General features: G+C 76.3%; 6 protein-coding genes. All 6 read right to left on the minus strand.

Going from position 1 to position 19,625, the window contains the following annotated elements; translation table 11 throughout:
* Positions 1–2: 2 nt before the first annotated feature.
* Positions 3–1,319, minus strand: coding sequence for an MFS transporter (locus tag ABTX81_RS03080; RefSeq protein WP_350541189.1), 1,317 nt, complete (start codon positions 1,317–1,319; stop codon positions 3–5).
* Positions 1,316–14,779, minus strand: coding sequence for a non-ribosomal peptide synthetase (locus tag ABTX81_RS03085; protein ID WP_350541190.1), 13,464 nt, complete (start codon positions 14,777–14,779; stop codon positions 1,316–1,318). Before ABTX81_RS03085 ends, ABTX81_RS03080 begins: the two co-directional genes overlap by 4 nt.
* Before the next feature lie 42 nt (positions 14,780–14,821).
* Positions 14,822–15,820: a TauD/TfdA family dioxygenase gene (locus ABTX81_RS03090; protein WP_350541322.1), complete on the minus strand. Its 999-nt coding sequence runs from the start codon at positions 15,818–15,820 to the stop codon at positions 14,822–14,824.
* An 8-nt stretch (positions 15,821–15,828) separates the two neighbouring features.
* Entirely contained in the window at positions 15,829–16,041 is a 213-nt protein-coding gene (locus ABTX81_RS03095) for an MbtH family protein (RefSeq protein ID WP_344330127.1), read from the minus strand.
* Between the two features lie 215 nt (positions 16,042–16,256).
* Entirely contained in the window at positions 16,257–17,441 is a 1,185-nt protein-coding gene (locus ABTX81_RS03100; protein ID WP_350541191.1) for a cytochrome P450, read from the minus strand.
* Positions 17,435–18,424, minus strand: a complete 990-nt coding sequence (locus ABTX81_RS03105) for a thioesterase II family protein (RefSeq protein ID WP_350541192.1) — start codon at positions 18,422–18,424, stop codon at positions 17,435–17,437. The genes ABTX81_RS03100 and ABTX81_RS03105 overlap by 7 nt, the downstream gene beginning before the upstream one ends.
* Positions 18,425–19,625: the final 1,201 nt, after the last annotated feature.

A 19,625-nucleotide genomic window follows, 5' to 3' on the forward strand; every position in this document is an offset into this window, starting at 1 on the left:
GTTCAGGAGGTGGCGGGGCGCTCGGGGAAGTCGCGCATGGCGCGCAGCGGGCTGGTCAGCAGGACGGCGCCGGCGGAGAGCAGCACGCTCGCCATGATCCAGATGGTGGTGCGGGCGCCGAGCACCTCGCCGAGCCAGCCGCCGAGCAGGGCGCCGACCGGGATGGCGCTGAAGTTGACGGTGGAGGCGCTGGCCCGGATCCGGCCGATCATCGCGGGCGGGCAGTAGGCCTGGTAGAAGCTGCCGGCGATGACGTTGCCGGCGATCACCCCGCAGACCGCGACCGACCAGGCGACGGCGCTCACCGCGAGCGGCAGCCGGGCGCCGGCCATCGGCAGCAGCAGGATGAACGGGGCGGCGACCAGTTCGCAGAGCAGCAGGCCGCGGGCGGTGCCGAAGCGGCGGGCGATCCGGCCGGCGAGGGCGGCCCCGGCCAGGCCGCCGACCGAGACCACCGCGAAGACCGCGCCGACGCCGCCGGGCGAGACCCCGACGCTGCGGACCAGGAAGACCGTCTGCACGGCCTGGATGCCGTTCAGGCCGAGGTTGCCGACGGCCGCGAAGGAGGCGAGGGTGCGCAGGTAGGGGTCGTGGACCAGGAAGCGCACGCCCTCGCCGATCTCGCGCAGGATGCCGCGCCGCTCGGACTTCGCGGGCGGCCGCTCCTCGGCCCGGATGGTACCCAGGCAGAACGCCGACACCAGGTAGGTGACCGCGTCGGCGAGCAGTCCGCTGGCCGCGCCGAACGCCTGGGAGAGCAGGCCCGCCACACCGGGGCCGGCGATCTCCGCCGCCGAGTCCCCGGAGCGCAGCTTGACGTTGGCCTCCAGCAGGTCCGGCTTGGCGACCAGGGACGGCAGCACGGCGCTGTACGCGGTGGAGAAGAACACCTTCACCGCGCCGGCCAGCAGCGCGACCAGGATGAGCTGGGCCATCGTCAGGGCGTCGAACCAGCCCGCCACCGGCACGCTGCCGAACAGCGCGAGCAGCAGCAGGTCGCAGACCAGCATGACCTTCAGCCGGGGCCAGCGGTCCACCCAGGCGCCGGCCAGCAGGCCGAGGAAGAGCCAGGGCACCCAGGCGGAGGCGGTGAGCACGCCGACCATGAACGGCGAGGCGTCCAGGGTGACCACCGCGACCAGGGCGAGGGCGACGTTGCCGACCGCGGTGCCCAGGCCGCTGGTCGTCTCGCCGATCCAGAGCTTGCGGAAGTTCGGCTGGGCCCACAGGCCCCAGCGGCCCCGGCGGGGCGGTTCGTCGGCCGGCGCGGCCGGCTGGACCGGCGCGGTCCTCGTCGCGCTCGTCGCACTGGTGGTCATCGCGGGTCACTCTCCAGCGTCTCGGCCAGCACGGCGGCGATCCGTGCGAGGGGCTCGGGTCGGGTCAGGGCTCCGTGCGCGCAGTCGATCCGGTGGGCGGTGACGGGGCCGGTCAGGTACGGGGCCCAGGCGGCCTCGTAGGGCCAGTCGGCGGGCTTGTCGGCGGTGGCGCCGACGAAGACGGCCGGGCCCCGGTAGTGGCCGGGCACGTGCTCGGCCATCAGCTTGCGGTGCAGGTCGAAGACGTCCGGCAGGAGGCCCGCGGCGTCGCCGAGCAGCGCGGTGAGGTCGGCCCGGCCGCGCCCGTCGGCCGGGTCGTAGCCGAGCGAGGCGAGCAGTTCGGCGAGGGTCTCGACCGGGTCGTCGGACGGCGGGGCGGGGCGGCGGGCGCCGGCGTGGTCGGCCGGCAGGCCGTCCAGCAGGGCCAGCAGGGCGACCTCCTGGCCGGCGGCCTGGAGCCGGACGGCCATCTCCTGGGCGACCACCGCGCCGAACGACCAGCCGAGCAGGTGGTAGGGGCCCTGCGGGCGGACGGCGCGGATCTCCCGCACGTAGTCCTCGGCGATCTCGGCGACCGAGGCCGGGGAGCCGCCGCGCAGGCCGCGGGCCTGGAGGCCGAAGACCGGGCGGTCGGGGTCGAGGTGGCGCAGCAGGCCCGAGTAGACCCAGCTGATGCCGGCGGCGGGGTGGACGCAGAACAGCGGGGCCCCGGTGCCGCCGGCGCGCAGCGGGAGCAGGACGTCGAGGGCGTCCTGGGCGTCGGAGCGCTCCGCTCCGGTGCCGTCCAGGCGGCGGGCGAGCCCGGCCGGGGTCGGGGCCTCGAAGACGTCCCGCATGCCGAGTTCGGCGCCGAGGACGGTGCGGAGGCGGCCGAGCAGCTTCATGGCGAGCAGCGAGTGGCCGCCGAGGTCGAAGAAGCCGTCGTCGACGGTGACCTCGGGGACGCCGAGGACGTCGGCGAAGAGCCGGCAGAGCACCTCCTCGCGCGGGGTGCGGGGCGCGCGGCCGGTGGGCGAGGCGGTGAGGTCGGGGGCGGGCAGGGCGCGCCGGTCGACCTTGCCGCTGGCGGTCAGCGGGAAGGCGTCGAGGACGACGACGGCGGCCGGGACCATGTAGCCGGGCAGCGACTCGGCGGCGAAGGCGCGCAGGTCGGCCGGATCGGGGACGGTGCCGTCGGCGATCACGTAGGCGACCAGGCGGGGCCCGGCGGGGCCGTCCTCGCGGGCCGTCACGGTGGCGGCCAGGACGCCGGGGTGGCGGGTGAGCACGTGCTCGATCTCGCCGAGTTCGATCCGGAAGCCGCGGATCTTGACCTGGTGGTCGGTGCGGCCGAGGTAGTCGAGGCCGCCGTCGCGGGTGCGCCTGACCAGGTCGCCGGTGCGGTACATCCGGGCGCCGGGCGTGTACGGGTCGGCGACGAAGCGCTCGGCGGTGAGCGCGGCGCGGCCCAGGTAGCCGCGGGCGAGGCCCGCGCCGGCCAGGTACAGCTCGCCGGGGACGCCCGGCGGGACGGGGGCCAGGTGCTCGTCGAGGACGTAGCCGCGGGTGCCGCGCACGGTGCGGCCGAGGGACGGGCGGTCGCCGGCGGTGAAGGGGTGGGTGAGGGCGTCGACGGTGGACTCGGTCGGGCCGTAGAGGTTGCGGGCGGTGGTGCGCGGGGCCGCCTCGCGCAGCCTGGTCCACAGCGCCTGGCCGACGGCCTCACCGCCGAGGAGCAGCAGGCGCGGGGCCGCCTCGCCGTCCAGCAGGCCTTCGGCGACGAGCTGTTCGGCGTAGCCGGGGGTGATGTTGACGGTGTCGATCCGGGCGGCGCGGACGTGGCGGACCAGGGCGGTGGCGTCGCGGCGCAGGTCGTCGCCGATGAGGTGGAGCTCATGGCCGGCGATCATCGCGAGCAGGCTGTCCCAGGAGGCGTCGAAGCAGAGCGAGGCGGTGAGGGCGCAGCGCAGCCGGCCGTGGGCGCGTCCGGCTTCGGCGAAGGTCTCGGCGCGGTGGTGGGCGAGCAGGGCGGCGATCGAACCGTGGGTCACCACCACGCCCTTGGGGCGGCCGGTGGAGCCGGAGGTGTAGATGACGTAGGCGGCGTGGGCCGGGTCGGGTGCGGCGGCGGGGACCGGGTCGACGGGTTCGGCGGAGTGCACCGGCAGGGTGGGCAGGCCGGCGAGCAGTCCGGGCAGCGGCCAGCCGTCGCCGGTGACGGCCAGGGCGGGCGCGGCGTCGGCGAGCATCGCCGCCGTCCGGTCGGCCGGGTACTCCGGGTCCAGCGGGAGCGAGGCGGCGCCGGACTTGAGGACGGCGAGCAGGGCGACCACCGTCTCGGCCGAGCGCGGCAGGGCCAGGGCGACCACCGCGTCCGGTCCGGCGCCGGCCGCGCGCAGCCGGGCGGCCAAGTGGTCGGCGCGGGCTTCCAGTTCGGCGTAGTCCAGCCGGGTGTCGCCGAAGACCAGCGCGGTCGCCCCGGGGGTACGGGCCGCCTGGGCGGCGAAGGCGGCGGGCAGCAGCGGCAGGTCGGCGGGCAACGCGTCGGCGGGCGCGAGGAGCCGGGCGCGCTCGTGGTCGTCCAGCAGGTTCGCGCGGCCGATCGGCCGGCCGGGGTGCGCCGCGACGGCGGCCAGCAGGCGGCCGAAGCGGGCGGCGATCGCCTCCACGGTCTCGCGGTCGAACAGGTCGGTGGCGTAGTCGATCGCGCATTCCAGCCCGGCGGGCGTTCCGTCGGCGGCGAAGGACTCGCCCATGCCGATGGAGAGGTCGAACTTGGCCGCGTACCCGCCGACCGGCTCGACGGCGGCCGGCAGTCCGGCCAGGTCGAGCGGCGCGTCGCCGAGGCCGGCGGCGCCGGGGGTGCCGCCCTGGAGCAGCAGCATCACCTGGAACAGCGGGTGGCGGGCCAGCGAGCGGGCCGGGTTGAGGTCCTCGACCAGCCGCTCGAACGGCACGTCCTGGTGGGCGTGGGCGTCGAGCTGGGCCTCCCGGACGCGGGCCAGCAGGTCGGCGAAGGCCGGGTCTCCCGAGGTGTCGGTGCGCAGCACCAGGGTGTTGACGAAGAAGCCGACCAGGTCGTCCAGCGCCTCGTCCGAGCGGCCGGCGACCACCGAGCCGATCGGCACGTCGGTGCCCGCGCCGAGGCGGGTGAGCAGCGCGGCGAGCCCGGCCTGCAGGGTCATGAACATCGTCACCCGGTGCTCGCGCGCCAAGGTGACCAGCGCGCGGTGGAGTTCGGCGCCGAGCGGCAGGACGACGCGGTCGCCGCGGTGGCCGGTGTCGGCGCGCCGGGGGCGGTCGACGGGCAGCGACAGCTCCTCCGGAAGGCCGGCCAGGGTCTCGCGCCAGTAGGCGAGTTGGCGTGCGGCCGGGCTGTCCGGGTCGCTCTCGTCGCCGAGCAGCCCGCGCTGCCAGAGCGCGTAGTCGGCGTACTGGACGGGCAGCCGGCGCCAGGCGGGCGCGGCGCCGGCGCGGCGGGCGGCGTAGGCGGCGGCGAGGTCGCGCAGCAGCGGGTCCATCGACCAGCCGTCGCCGGCGATGTGGTGCAGGACGAGGACCAGCAGGTGGTCGTCGGTGCCGTCGCCCGCCGGGAAGAGGTGGGCGCGGACGGGCAGGTCGGCGGCGAGGTCGAAGGGGACGGCCGCGCAGGCGGCGACGGCGGCCGCCGGGTCGGCCGGCGCCGTGGTGCGGTGGTCGAGCGGGACGCGGGCCTCGTCGGCCGGGACGATCCGCTGGTGGGGCTCGCCGTCCCGGTCGGCGATGACGGTGCGCAGGCTCTCGTGCCGGGCTGCCAGGTCGCTCAGGACGGCGGCCAGCACGGCGGGGTCGAGCGGGCCGCCGACCCGCAGGGCGAGCGGCAGGTTGTAGAGGGCGCTCGGGCCCTCCATCCGGTCGATCAGCCAGAGCCGCCGCTGGGCGAAGGAGAGCGGCAGCAGCTCGGGGCGCTCGCCGGCGGTGAGCGCGGGCCTGGCCTCGGCGCCGCCGTCCAGGCGCTGGGCGAGGCCGGCCACGGTCGGGGCCTCGAAGACGTCCCGGATGCCGAGTTCGGCGCCGAGCACCGAGCGGACCCGGCCGGCCAGCTTCATGGCGAGCAGCGAGTGGCCGCCGAGTGCGAAGAAGTCGTCGTCGATGGAGACCCGGTCGAGGCCGAGGACGTCGCCGAACAGGCCGCAGAGCAGTTCCTCGCGGGCCGTGCGGGCCGCGCGGCCGCCGGCGAACAGGGTGAAGTCGGGGGCGGGCAGGGCGCGCCGGTCGACCTTGCCGCTGCCGGTGAGCGGCAGTGCGGCGAGCGGGACGACGGCGGCCGGGACCATGTAGCCGGGCAGCGTCTCGGCGGCGAACCGGCGCAGCTCCAGGGCGAGTTCGGGGCCAGGATCGGAGGTGGTCGCGCAGTGGGCGACCAGCCGGCGGTCCCCGTCGGCGCTCTCGTGCAGGGTGACGACGGCCTGCCGGACGGCCTCGTGGCGGGCCAGCACCTGCTCGATCTCGCCGAGCTCGATCCGGAAGCCGCGGATCTTGACCTGGTGGTCGGTGCGGCCGAGGTAGTCGATGCCGCCGTCCCGGTTGCGGCGCACCAGGTCGCCGGTGCGGTACATCCTCGCGCCGGGGGTGAACGGGTTGGCGACGAAGCGCTCGGCGGTGAGGGCCGGGCGGCCGAGGTAGCCGCGGGCCAGGCTGGGGCCGGCCAGGTAGAGCTCACCGGGGACGCCGGCCGGGACCGGGCTCAGGTGCTCGTCGAGGACGTGGGCGTGGGTGCCGAGCACGGTGTGGCCCATCGAGGGGCGCTCGGAGTCGGCGTAGGACTGGAGCAGGGTGTCGACGGTGGCCTCGGTGGGGCCGTAGAGGTTGTGGCCGGTGGTGTGCGGGGCCGCCGCGCGCAGCCGGGTCCAGAGCGCCTGGCCGATCGGCTCGCCGCCGAGCAGGACCACCCGGGGAGCGGTCCCCTCGCGGCCGGCGCCGTCCAACAGGCCTTCCCCGATGAGCTGTTCGGCGTAGGTGGGGGTGAGGTTGAGGGCGTCGATCCCGGTGGTGCGCAGGTGGCGCACCAGGGCGGCGGGGTCGCGGCGCAGGTCGTCGCCGATCAGGTGGAGCTCATGGCCGGCGACCATCCAGAGCAGGCTGTTCCAGGAGGCGTCGAAGCAGAGCGAGGCGGTCAGGGCGGCGCGCAGCCGGCCGTGGACGCGCTCGGGCTCGCCGAAGGTCTCCGCCCGGTGGGCGGCCAGCAGGCCGGCGATCGCACCGTGGCTCACCAGGACGCCCTTGGGGCGGCCGGTGGAGCCGGAGGTGTAGATGACGTAGGCGGCGTGGGCCGGGTCGAGGCGGACGGCCGGCGCCCCGGCGGGCAGCTCGGCCCAGGCGGCGGCGTCGGCGGGCAGCACGGTCAGGCCGTCCAGGACCTCGGGCAGCGGCCATCCTCCGGTGCTGAGCACGACGGCCGGGCGGGCGTCGGCCAGCATGTGGGCGGTGCGCTCCAGCGGGTACTCGGCGTCCAGCGGCAGGAAGGCGGCGCCGGCCTTGAGCACGGCCAGTTGGGAGACCACCGTCTCCACCGAGCGGGGCAGGGCGAGCGCGACCAGGGACTCGGGGCCGACGCCGGCGGCCAGCAGGCCGTGGGCGAGCCGGTTGGCGCGGGTGTCCAGCTCGGCGTAGCTCAGCCGGGTGTCGCCGTGCACCAGGGCGGTGGCGCCGGGTGTCGCCGCCACCTGCGCGGCGAAGGCGGCCGGGACGAGCGGCAGGTCCTCGGGCAACGGGCGGTGGCCGCCGAGGAGTCGGGCGCGTTCGCCGTCGGCGAGCAGGTCGGCCCGGCCGATCGGCTGTCCCGGGTCCGCCACCACGGCGGCCAGCAGCCGGCCGAAGCGGGCGGCGATCGTCTCCGCGGTCTCCCGGTCGAACAGGTCGGTGGCGTAGTCGAGCGCGCAGTCCATGCCGGCCGGGGCGCCGTCGGGGCCGAAGAACTCCTCCAGGGTGACGTTGAGGTCGAACTTGGCGACACCGGTGTCCGAGGGCAGCGCCTCGACCGTCAGGCCCGGCAGCTCCAACGCGCCCTCGCCGTGGGACTGGAGGACCATCGCGACCTGGAACAGCGGGTGGCGGGCCAGCGAGCGGGCCGGGTTGAGCTCCTCGACCAGCCGCTCGAACGGCACGTCCTGATGGGCGTAGGCGCCCAGGCCGGTCTCCCGGACGCGGGCGAGGAGGTCGGCGAAGGTCGGGTCACCGGAGGTGTCGGTGCGCAGCACCAGGGTGTTGACGAAGAAGCCGACCAGGTCGTCCAGTGCCTCGTCCGAGCGGCCGGCGACCACCGAGCCGATCGGCACATCGGTGCCCGCGCCGAGGCGGGTGAGCAGCGCGGCCAGCGCGGCCTGGCAGGCCATGAAGAGGGTGACCCGGTGCTCGCGGGCCAACGCGCCCAGCGCGCGGTGGAGTTCGGCGTCGATCGGCAGCGCGACCCGGCCGCCGCGGTGGTCGGCGCGGGCGCCGCGCGGGCGGTCGACGGGCAGCGCGATCTCCTCCGGCAGCTCGGCCAGCGTCTCGCGCCAGTAGCCGAGTTGGCGGGCGAGCAGGCTCTGCGGGTCGGTCTCGTCGCCGAGCAGCTCGCGCTGCCAGAGCGCGTAGTCGGCGTACTGGACGGCGAGCGGGTCGCGGACCGGCCGTTCGCCGCCGAGGCGCAGGGTGTAGGCCTCGGCGAGGTCGCGCAGCAGCGGGCCCATCGACCAGCCGTCGCCGACGATGTGGTGCAGGGCGACGACCAGGACGTGGTCGTGCTCGGCGACCCGGAGCAGGGTGGCCCGCACGGGCGGCTCGGCGGCCAGGTCGAAGGGGCGGCGGGCGGCGCGCTCCACCTCCTCCTCGACGGACTCCGGTGCGCAGTCGAGGAGTTCGACCGGCACGTCGGTCCCGGTGAGGATGTGCTGGTAGGGCTCGCCGTCGTACTCGGCGATGACGGTGCGCAGGCTCTCGTGCCGGGCGGTCAGGTCGCCGAGCGCGGCGGAGAGCGCGTCCGGGTCGAGTTCGCCGGTCAGGCGCAGGGCGAGCGGCATGTTGTAGAGGGCGCTGGGGCCCTCCATCCGGTCGATCAGCCAGAGCCGCTGCTGGGCGAAGGAGAGCGGCACCCGGACCGGGCGCTCGCCGGCGGTGAGGGCGGGGCGGGCGTCGGCGCCGTCCAGGCGCTCGGCGAGGCCGGCCACGGTCGGGGCCTCGAAGACGTCCCGGATGCCGAGGTCGGCGCCGAGGGTGGCGCGGACCCGGCTGAGCAGCTTGGTGGCGAGCAGCGAGTGGCCGCCGAGGGCGAAGAAGTCGTCGTCGATCGTGACGGCGCCGGGCAGACCGAGGACGTCGGCGAACAGGCCGCAGAGGATCTCCTCGCGGGCCGTGCGGGCCGCCCGGCCGCCGGCGGTGGCGGCGAAGTCGGGGGCCGGCAGGGCGGCCCGGTCGAGCTTGCCGTTGACGTTGAGCGGCAGCGCGTCCAGGGTGACGAAGGCGGCCGGGACCATGTAGTCGGGCAGGGTGGCGGCCGCGTGGGCGCGCAGCTCGGCCGGGTCGGCCGCGGTGGCCAGGTAGGCGACCAGCCGGGTGCCGGCCGTGCCGTCCCGGTGCGGCAGCACGGCGGCCTGCCGCACGCCGGGGTGGGCGGCCAACACGGCCTCGATCTCGCCGGGTTCGATCCGGAAGCCGCGCACCTTGACCTGGTGGTCGGTGCGGCCGAGGAACTCCACCGAGCCGTCGGGGCGGCGGCGGGCGAGGTCGCCGGTGCGGTACATCCGGGCGCCGGAGGCGAAGGGGTCGGCGACGAAGCGCTCGGCGGTCAGCGCCGGGCGGCCGAGGTAGCCGCGGGCCAGCCCGGCGCCGCTCAGGTACAGCTCGCCGGGGACGCCGACGGGCACCGGGCGCAGCCGTGCGTCCAGCAGGTGGGCGCGCAGGTTGGGCAGCGGGCGGCCGATCAGCGGGCGGGCGGCGGTGCCGTCGAGGCGGTGGTGCAGGGCGTCGACGGTGCACTCGGTGGGCCCGTACATGTTGAGCACCACGGTGTCGGGCGCGGCGTCCAGGGCGGTCCACAGCTGCTGGCCGAGGGCCTCGCCGCCGACCATCAGCAGGGCGGGCGGGCAGTCGTCGAGCAGCCCCTCCTCGATCAGCCGCTCGGCGTGGCCCGGCGTGACGTCGAGGACGTCGGCGCCGGTGCGGGCGAGGTGGCCCACCAGGGCGGCGGCGTCGCGGCGCAGCTCGTCGTCGATCAGGTGCAGCTCCTGGCCGGCGACCATCCAGAGGAAGGACTCCAGGGCGGTGTCGAAGGACAGCGAGCCGGTCTGGGCGAAGGTGAACCGCCGCCCGGGGTGGGCCTGTTCGGCGGCGGCGATGGTGCCGGCGCGGTGGAAGGAGAGCAGGTTGGCGAGGCCGCCGTGGCGGACCACCACGCCCTTGGGGCGGCCGGTGGAGCCGGAGGTGTAGATGACGTAGGCGGCGTTGTCGGGGCCGATCCGGACGGGCGGCTCGTCGGCGGGCTGCTCGGCCCAGGCGGCGGCGTCGGCGGGCAGCACGGTCAGGCCGTCCAGGACCTCGGGCAGCGGCCAGCCTTCACCGCCGAGCACGGCGGCCGGGCGGGCGTCGGCCAGCATGTGGGTGAGCCGGTCGCGCGGGTACTCGGCGTCCAGCGGCAGGAAGGCGGCGCCGGCCTTGAGCACGGCCAGCAGGGCGACGATCGACTCGGCGGAGCGGGGCAGGGCGAGCGCGACCAGCGACTCGGGGCCGACGCCGGCGGCGGCCAGGCCGTGCGCCAGGCGGTTGGCGCGGGCGTCGAGTTCGGCGTAGCTCAGCCGGGTGTCGCCGAAGACCAGCGCGGTCGCATCCGGGGTGGCGGCGGCCTGCGCGGCGAAGGCGGCCGGGACGAGGACCTCGCCGCCGGGGCGGGCGGTGTCGTGCCAGCGGGCGAGCGCCGTGCGCCCCGCCGCGCCGAGCACGTCCAGGTCGGCGACCGGGCGGTGCGGCTGCTCGGCGGCCTGGGCGAGCAGGTGGACCAGCGCCGCGGCGAGCCGTTCGGCGGTGGCCCGGTCGAACAGGTCGACGGCGAACTCCAGGCCGCCGCAGAGCCCGGCCGGGGTGCCGTCGGGGTGGTGGCGCTCGGAGAGGTTGAGGGTGAGGTCGAAGGCGGTGGTGGGCAGGCCCAGCGGCTCGTAGGCGGCGCGGGTGCCGGGGAAGGCGGGGCCGCCGCCGGCGGTGTTGTCGAAGGCGATCATCACCTGGAACAGCGGGTGCCGGGCCAGGGTGCGGACCGGGTTCAGCTCCTCGACCAGCCGCTCGAACGGCACGTCCTGGTGGGCGTAGGCGGCCAGGTCGGCCTCCCGGACGCGGGCCAGCAGCTCGGCGAAGGTGGGCGCGCCGCTGAGGTCGGTGCGCAGCACCAGGGTGTTGGCGAAGAAGCCGACCAGGTCGTCCAGGGCGGTGTCCAGGCGGCCGGCCAGCGGGGTGCCGATCGGCAGGTCGTCGCCGGCGCCGAAGCGGTGCAGCAGGGCGGCCCAGGCGGCCTGGAGCACCATGAACAGGGTGGCGCCGTGCGCGCCGGCCAGGGCGGCGAGCCGGGCGTGCAGGGCGGCGTCGAGTTCCAGCTCGACCACGTCGCCGCGGTGGGTGGGCACCGGCGGGCGCGGGCGGTCCAGCGGCAGCGGCAGCTCGTCGGGCAGGCCGGCCAGGGCCTCGCGCCAGTGGGCGAGCTGGCCCCCCAGCAGCGAGCCGGGGTCGGTGTCCGCGCCGAGCAGCCGGTGCTGCCAGAGGGTGTAGTCGGCGTACTGGACGGGCAGCGGCCGCCACTGCGGCGCGGCTCCGGCGCGGCGGGCGGTGTAGGCCTCGGCGAGGTCGCGGAAGAGCGGGCGCAGCGACCAGCCGTCGCTGGCGATGTGGTGCATCACCAGGGTGAGGACGTGCTCCTCGGGGCCCTCCGCGCGCAGGTAGGCGTGCAGCGGGACGTCCGTCGCCAGGTCGAAGGTGTGCTCGACGAGGTCCTGCGCGGGGCGGTCGGTGCGGGTGAGCAGCGGCGCGGGCGGCGCGGCCAGCACCCGCTGGTGGGGCACGCCGTCGTGTTCGGTGAAGACGGTGCGCAGGGACTCGTGGCGGGCGGCGACGTCGCCGAGGGCGTGTTCGAGGGCGGCGGTGTCCAGCGGGCCGGTCAGCCGCAGGGCGAGGGTGACGTTGTAGGTGGCGGCCGGACCCTCGGCCTTGCCGAGGAACCAGAGCCGGCGCTGGGCGAAGGAGAGCGGCAGGTGGTCGGGGCGCGGCTCGGGGCGCAGCGCGGGGCGGGCCGGGGCGCCGGCGATCCGGGCGGCGAGGGCGGCGACGGTCGGGGCCTGGAAGAGGTCGCCGATGGCGAGTTCGGCGCCGAGTTCGGCGCGCACCCGGCCGACCAGGCGGGTGGCGAGCAGGGAGTGGCCGCCGAGGGCGAAGAAGTCGTCGTCGATGGTGAGGCCGTCGAGGCCGAGGAGCTCGCCGAACAGCGTGCACAGGGCCTGCTCGCGCTCGTCGCGCGGGGCGCGGCCGGCGGCGTCGGCGGTGAGGTCGGGGGCGGGCAGGGCGCGCCGGTCGACCTTGCCGTTGGCGTTCAGCGGAAGGGCGGGCAGCACCACGACGGCGGAGGGCACCATGTAGCCGGGCAGGGTGTCGGCGGCGAACCGCTTGAGCCCGGCGGCGAGTTCCGGGTCCTCGTCGAGGGCGGCGCAGTAGCCGACCAGCCGGGTGTCGCCGGGGCGGTCCTCGCGGGCGACCACGATGACCTGGCGGACGGCGGGGTGGCGGGAGAGCACCGCCTCGATCTCGCCGAGCTCGATCCGGAAGCCGCGCAGCTTGACCTGGCCGTCGATCCGGCCGAGGAACTCGATCGCGCCGTCGGCCCGGCGGCGCACCAGGTCCCCGGTGCGGTACATCCGGCCGCCCTTGTCGTACGGGTCGGCGACGAAGCGCTCGGCGGTCAGCGCGGCCCGGCGCCAGTAGCCGCGGGCCAGGCCCGCCCCGGCGATGTACAGCTCGCCGGGCACCCCGGGCGGTACCGGGCACAGGCGGGCGTCCAGGACGTGGGCGCGCATGTTGTCCAGCGGCAGGCCGATCGGCGCCCGGGGGCCGTCCAGGTCGGCGGGGAGGAGGGGGTGGTGGGTGGCGAAGGTGGTGGCCTCGGTGGGCCCGTAGACGTGGGCGAGCAGCAGGTCCGGGCAGTGGTCGAGGACCCGGCGCATCAGGGTGCCGGACGCCGCCTCGCCGCCGGTGCAGACCGTGCGCAGGGCGCGGAAGGTCTCCGGGGCCTGCTCGGCGACCAGGTCGAACAGCGCCTTGGTGAGGAAGACGGCGGTGACGCCGTGCCGGGTGGCGAGCGTGTGCAGGGCGGCGGCGTCCAGGGTGCCGGGCGGGGCGACGACGACCGTGCCACCGTGCAGCAGCGGCGCCCACAGCTCGTAGGTGGCGGCGTCGAAGGCGTGCGGGGAGTGCAGCAGGATCCGCTCGTGCCGGCCGTCGCGCCAGCGGCGGTCGTCGGCGAGGTCGACGACGTCGCGGTGGCGGACGGCGACGCCCTTGGGGGTGCCGGTGGAGCCGGAGGTGAACATCACATAGGCCAGCCGGTCCGGGTGGACGGGCAGCGCGGGGTCGTGGCCGGGCCCGTCCGCGCCGTCGCCGGGGCGGACCACGGCGGCGGTGTGCGCGAAGCCGGGCTCGGCGCGGTCGGTGAGCAGCACGGGCGCGGCGGTGTCGGCGAGCAGCGCGGTCATCCGCTCGGGCGGCAGGCTCGCGTGCATCGGCACGTAGCAGCCGCCGGCCTTGAGCACGGCGAGGGTGGCGACCACCAGGTCCACCGAGCGCTCCATCAGCAGGGCGACCGGCGACTCGGGGCCCACGCCCGCCGCAATCAGGTGGTGGGCGAGCCGGTTGGCGCGGGTGTTGAGCTCGGCGTAGCTGACGGCGCCGCCGTCGTGGGCGAGCGCGACCGCGTCCGGGGTGCGGGCGGCCTGGGCCTCGAACAGGGCGGGCAGCGAGCCGGTGCGCACGGGCGCGGCGGTGGCGTTCCAGTCCTCGGCGAGGCGGGCGCGCTCCTCGGGGGCGAGGATGTCCAGGGTGCCGATCGGCGCCCGCGGGTCGGCCGCCGCGGCGGCGAGCAGCCGGCCGAAGCGCTCGAACAGGGCGGTGACGGTGGCGCGGTCGTAGAGGTCGGCCGCGTACTCGACCGATCCCTCCAGGCCGGCCGGGGCGCCGTCCGGTCCGTGCCGCTCGGTGACGCCGATGTTGAGGTCGAACTTGGCGACCCGCAGGCCGAGCGGCTCGGGCGCCGACTCCAGTCCGGGCAGGCCGAGTTCGCCCTCCTCGTGGTTCTGGAGCACCAGCAGGGTCTGGAACAGCGGGTGGCGGCCGAGCGCGCGGGCCGGGTTGACCTCCTCGACCAGCCGCTCGAACGGCACGTCCTGGTGGGCGAAGGCGTCCAGCTGGGACTCCCTGACCCGGCCGAGGAGTTCGGCGAAGGACGGGTCGACGGGAGGGGCATCCCCAACGGAGCGAGGGGAAGTGTCGGTGCGCAGCACCAGGGTGTTGACGAAGAAGCCGACCAGGTCGCTCAGCGCCTCGTCGGAGCGGCCGGCCACACCGGTGCCGAGCGGGATGTCGGTGCCGGCGCCGAGCCGGGTGAACAGCGCGGCCAGGCCCGCCTGGAGCACGGCGAACAGGGTGGTGCGGTGCCTGCGGGCCAGGTCGGCCAGCGCGGCGTGCAGGGCGGGCGGGAAGGCGAACGGGACGGCGTCGGCGGCGCCGGTCGGCGCGGGCGGCCGAGGGCGGTCCACCGGCAGCTCCAGCTCCTCCGGCAGGCCGGAAAGGACCCCTCTCCAGTAGTCGAGTTGACGGCTCATCAGGCTGTACGGGTCGGACTCGTCGCCGAGCAGCTCGCGCTGCCACAGGGCGTAGTCGGCGTACTGGACCGGCAGCGGCTCCCACTGCGGCTCGGCGGCCGAGAGCCGGGCGGTGTAGGCGGTGGCGAGGTCGCGCAGCAGCGGGCCGAGCGACCAGCCGTCGCCGGCGATGTGGTGCAGCACCACGAGCAGCACGTGCTCGGGGACGGCGGCTTCGGGCGGGGTGGTGCCGTCGGGCGGGGTGGTGCCGTCGGGCGGGGTGAGCGAGAAGACCGTGACCCGGATGGGGAGTTCGGTGCTCAGGTCGAAGGTGTGGGCGGCTTCCGCGTCCCGCAGGGCCGGGTAGCCGGCCGGTGCGCACTCCACCGTCGCGAAGGCGATCGGCGCCTCCGCCGACGGCAGGATGTGCTGCACCGGCACGCCCTCGTCGTCCACCGGGAACACCGTGCGCAGGGCCTCGTGCCGGGCGACCACGTCCGCCGTCGCGGCGCGCAGCGCGGCGGTGTCGAGCGGGCCGCGCAGGCGGACCGCGAACGGCAGGTTGTAGAGCGCGGTCGGCCCTTCGATCTGGTCGATCAGCCACAGACGCTGTTGTGCGTACGAAACCGGGATCACGGTGCTTCCTCTGCTCACGTCACGGGCGGGTGGGGGGCGCCGTCACGCGGCGACGGCGGTGGTCGGCAGGACCGAGGGACGGCAGTCGAGGACGTCGACCGGGCGGCCCATCGCGACGGCGATCCTCCGGTCGCCGCGGTACGGGTCGCGGCCGTGCGCGCAGAGCACGTTGTCGACCAGCATCACGTCGCCGACCTGCCAGGTCTCGCGGACGGTGGCGGCCTCGTAGGCGGCGTTCAGCGCGTCGACGTCCTCGCGGGTGAGCGGCTCGCCGTCGCCGAAACCGGTGGTGAACGGCAGGCCGTCCGGGCCGAACTCCTCGACCATGGCCTCCCGGATGTCCGGGTCCAGCGACCACTCGCTCCAGAAGGCCAGGTGGTTGAACCAGGCCTCCTCGCCGGTCTGCGGGTGGTGGATGGTGGCCGGGCGCAGCTGGCTGGTGCGCAGGTTGCCGTCCGCCGTCCACTCCCAGGAGATGCCGTTCTCCCGGCAGTAGTGCTCGACCTCGGCGCGGTCCTCGGTGGCGAAGGCGGTCCGCCAGCCGAGCGAGACGTAGTCCGAGTAGCTGCGGTCCAGCGTCCAGCCGGAGGTGCGGCCGCGCTCCGCCAGGTGCGGCGGCAGGGCGGCGAGGACCTTGCGGACGTCCGCCGTCGGGGTGGCGCCGCCCGCCTCCGGGGCGATCAGGCAGGCGAACAGCAGCCGGCCGGGGAAGGTCAGCGTGTAGCTGTTCTCGTTGTGCATCCGGATCGGCAGCGCCGGCGGCAGGTCGGTCGACGAGAAGACGCCGTTGCCGAAGTCGCTGCGCGGGGTGGCCTTCTCCCGGTACGGGGTGGGCTCGGGGATCAGCACGTCGCGGACGGCGGCGACGTCCTCGGTGGCCGCGACCGGCAGCCCGCGCAGGAAGATCGTGCCGTGCTCGTGCAGGGCGGCGGTCAGCTCGGTCTCGTGCGCGCGCAGCCAGGCGCAGCCCTCGGCGAGGTCGGCGACGGCCGGCACGTGGGCGAGGGCCGGACGGCCGGGGTTCAGCTCCCAGGTGACCATGGCGGCGCTCACCGGCGGTCGAGGCCGGCGACCAGCGAGGCCGGGCGGATGTCGGTCCAGTTGGCCTCGATCCAGTCCAGGCACTCCTGGCGGGGGGCCTCGCCGTGGACGGTGGTCCAGCCGGCCGGCACGTCGATCCAGACCGGCCAGAGCGAGTGCTGGTTCTCGTCGTTGACCAGGACGAGGTAGCCGGCGTTGTCGTCCTCGAACGGGTTGCTCACGGTGGGCTCCTGCGGTGGTAGTGGTGGGGCGGTGCGGTGATTCGAAGGTAGGGGCGGGGTGGGCCCGGAAGCGGCACGAGGCCCGGCAGGAGAGCGGCAGTTCCGGGACTGCCGTCCTCCTGCGCGGGCCTCGTCGCAGGGTCTTGCGGGGGGTCGGAATCGGTCGCGGTCGGTCGTGGTCGGTCGGGATCGGTCCGGATCGGTCGGGGAGGGATTCAGCGCGGGGTGAGCCGGACCGGGAATCGGTCCAGGCCGAAGTTGATGATCGAGCGGTTGTACTCCGCCGGACCGGCCGGCTCGATCGCCGACGCCTTCTCCAGCGCCGCCGTGAACAGCGCGCTCAGCTCGGTCTTCGCCAGCGGCGCGCCGATGCAGTAGTGGGCGCCCAGGCCGAGCGCCAGGTGCTTGTTGGGCGAGCGGTCCAGGCGGATCTCCTCCGGTGCCTCGAAGGCCTCCGGGTCCCGGTTCGCCGACCAGACCCAGACCGCGACCCGGTCGCCGCGCCGGATCCGACGTCCCGCCAGTTCGATGTCCCGGGTGGCGGTGCGCAGCGTGTGCAGCCCGACCGAGGTCCAGCGCAGCAACTCGTCCACGGCGGAGTCCATCGACACCTCGCCGCGCTGCAACCGCCGCCACAGGTCGGGGCGGTTGACCAGGGTGTGCAGCCCCATCGCGGCGGTGTGCCGGACCGTCTGGACCCCGCCGACCACGATGTTGTCCAGGTTGAGCACGACGTCCTCGACCGGCAGCAGCCGGCCGTTCACCCGGTAGGTGGCCATCATCGAGATGAGGTCGTCGCGCGGGTCGCTGCGCCGCAGCATCACCTGGTGGAGGAGGTAGGGGATCAACTGCTGGTGCCCGGCCCGGCGTTCCTCCGGGGTGGCGCCGAGGAAGGCCACGTCGCAGACCCGGACCACCATGTCGCGGTCCTGCTCCGGGACGTCCAGCAGGTCGCACATGACGGCCAGCGGCAGCGCGGAGACCACGTCCACGAGGTCGGCCTCGCCCTGCTCGACGGCCCGGTCGAAGAGCTCGGCGGCCCGGTCGGCGATCGAGCGGGAGGCGCCGCGCACCCCGCCCTTGGAGAAGAACGGGTTGGCGGGGGCGCGCAGTTCGCGGTGCCGGGGCGGGTCGGTGAGGGCCATCATCCGGCCCGAGCCGACCGGGACGTTGCCGACGCCGGCGCCCAGCAGCGAGCCGGACTCCGAGCTGAACACGGCCGCGTTGCGCAACACGTCGGCCGACTCCCGGTAGGTCATCACCGACCAGATCGGCCCGTCGTCGACGGTGTCGGTGCGGTGCACGGGCGCCTCGGCGCGCAGTTCGGCGACCAGCTCCGGGATGTCGGGGCGGGCCCACAGCGCGGGGTCGGTGAGGTCGACGGAGGTGGTGGTCACCATGGCTGCTGCTCCTCGGTGGTGGCGGTCGGGCGGGTGCTCAGGAGGGTGCTCAGGAGGTCGACCGGGCCGGGCCGGTCGACGGTGGCGAGCAGGTGCCCGCCGGGCAGGACGCGGTGGCCGAAGGCACCCCGGGTGTGGGCGGCCCAGCCGGTGAGGTCGGTGGTGGCGAGCATCGGGTCGTCGGCGCCGGCCAGCGCGAACAGCGCGGAGCCGATCGGCGGGTGCGGGCGGTGGCGGTAGGTGGCGCTCACCGCGAGGTCGGTCCGGATGCCGCCGAGGGCGAGCTCGACCAGCTCCGGATCGGCCCGCACCAGCTCCTCCAGGCCGGTCAGGCGCAGGAGTTCGGCCGCGTCGAGGTCCTTGGACTCGCGCTCGCTCCACTCGGCCGGGCAGGGCGCCCCGGCCACCACGACCAGCTCGGGCCGGCGGTCGGCGGGCAGCCTCCGGGCCACCTCGTAGGCGAGCAGGGCGCCGAAGCTCTGCCCGTAGAACGCGGCCCGCCGGCCGTCGCCCAGGTGCGGGGCGAGGGCCTCGGCGACCTCGCCGGCCAGGGCGGCGAAGTCGGCGGGCATCGGGTCACGGCTGCGACCGCCCCGGGCCGGCGGGCGCAGCGCCCAGACCTCGGCGGCGGGGGCGAGGGCTCGTGCCAGCGGGGTGAAGGCGGTGGCGTCGCCGCCGGCGTGCGGGAAGCAGAACAGCCGGACGGGTGGGGCGGGTTGGGGGGCGGGGAGGAGGAACCAGTCCCCCTCGGTACGGGGCCGGGTGGCGGGCAGGACGCGGGCGGGCGCCGGGGCGGGTGCCGGGCGGGGTGGGAGGGGGCCCGCGGCCGGGCGCGGGCGGCGGGTGATCGGCGGCCGGACGGTGGAGGCGGGGCGGTGCTGCCCGGCCGGGGCCGAAGCGGGCGGCGCGACAGCCGCAGCGCCGTGCGCACCCGGCCCTGCGGCCGGGACCGGCGGGCGATCGGGGCCGACCGAAGCCGACACGAGGGACGGAAGAGCTTCGCCCCCTTCCGAACCCGAACCCGAACGCAGGACGACACCCGGACCCTCGGCCGGGACCGGCGGCCGATCGGGAACAGCCGGACCCGCACGCCCGGCCGAAGCCGACACGAGCAGCGGAACAGCCCCAGCCCCTTCCGGACCCGCCCGCCGGACCACACCCGAACCCTCGGCCGAAGCCCCCGGCCGACCGCGGCCGACCGAACCCGCACACCCGACCGAAGCCGACACGAGCGACGGAACAGCCCCAACCCCGCCCGAACCCGGGCCTTGGGCCGGGGCCGCATGCCCAGCCGAAGCCGAAGCCGAAGCCGATGCCGAGGGCTCCGGCGGAGCCACAGCAGAAGCACCGTCCGAGCCCGGGACCCGCGCCGCACCCGAGCCTGCGGCAGTCGAGAGGGCGACCGGGCTCGTGGCCCGGGCCGCCTCGGCCTGGCGCGCGGAGGCGGCTACGGACGATCCCCGAGCCGACCTGCCCGGCGGCCGGCCGGCCCCGGCTTCGTGGGCCGGACCCGGGACCGGCGCGACCAGCGGACCATCGGCCCGGAAGTCGTCAGCCGGAGGCACGGTCGGACCGGTCGGCATGCCCTGGGCTGAGGGCCCGGCCGGAGCGACCGACAGGCCTCCGGGCCGGGAGCCCGGGGACGCGGTCGAAGTGACCGGCCCACAGCCTGGCCGGACACCGGCGGCCGAAGGCACAGCCGGGGCAACCGGCAGACCATCACGCCCGAAACCCGGGGACGCGGTCGAAGTGACCGACCCACGGCCTGGCCGGCCATCGGCAGCCGAAGGCACAGCCGGAGGGGTCGGCCGGGGAGCGTTGTGGGTCCAGGGTGCGGCCGCAGGGAGCAGCGGGCGGGCGTTGAGGGCCGAAAGCGCGGGCGCAGCGACCGGCGGGCAGGCGCCGGGAGCCAGCGGCGCGGACGCAGGAAGCAGCGGGCGGGCGTTGAGGGCCGAAGGCGCGGGCGCAGCGACCGGCGGGCAGGCGCCGGGAGCCAGCGGCGCGGACGCAGGAAGCAGCAGGCGGGCGTTGCGGGCCGAAAGCGCGGGCGCAGCGACCGGCGGGCAGACGCCGGGAGCCAGCGGCGCAGACGCAGGAAGCAGCAGGCGGGCGTTGCGGGCCGAAAGCGCGGGCGCAGCGACCGGCGGGCGGGCGCCGGGAGCCAGCGGCGCAGACGCAGGAAGC

The sequence above is a fragment of the Kitasatospora sp. NPDC097605 genome (assembly GCF_040302725.1).
GTDB lineage: Bacteria > Actinomycetota > Actinomycetes > Streptomycetales > Streptomycetaceae > Kitasatospora.

What these genes read in the sequence shown, in the direction of transcription:
- ABTX81_RS03090 (WP_350541322.1), bottom strand. Translation starts at nt 15,820, where the DNA reads ATGGTCACCTGGGAGCTGAACCCCGGCCGTCCGGCCCTCGCCCACGTG.
- ABTX81_RS03080 (WP_350541189.1), bottom strand. Translation starts at nt 1,319, where the DNA reads ATGACCACCAGTGCGACGAGCGCGACGAGGACCGCGCCGGTCCAGCCG.
- ABTX81_RS03100 (WP_350541191.1), bottom strand. Translation starts at nt 17,441, where the DNA reads ATGGTGACCACCACCTCCGTCGACCTCACCGACCCCGCGCTGTGGGCC.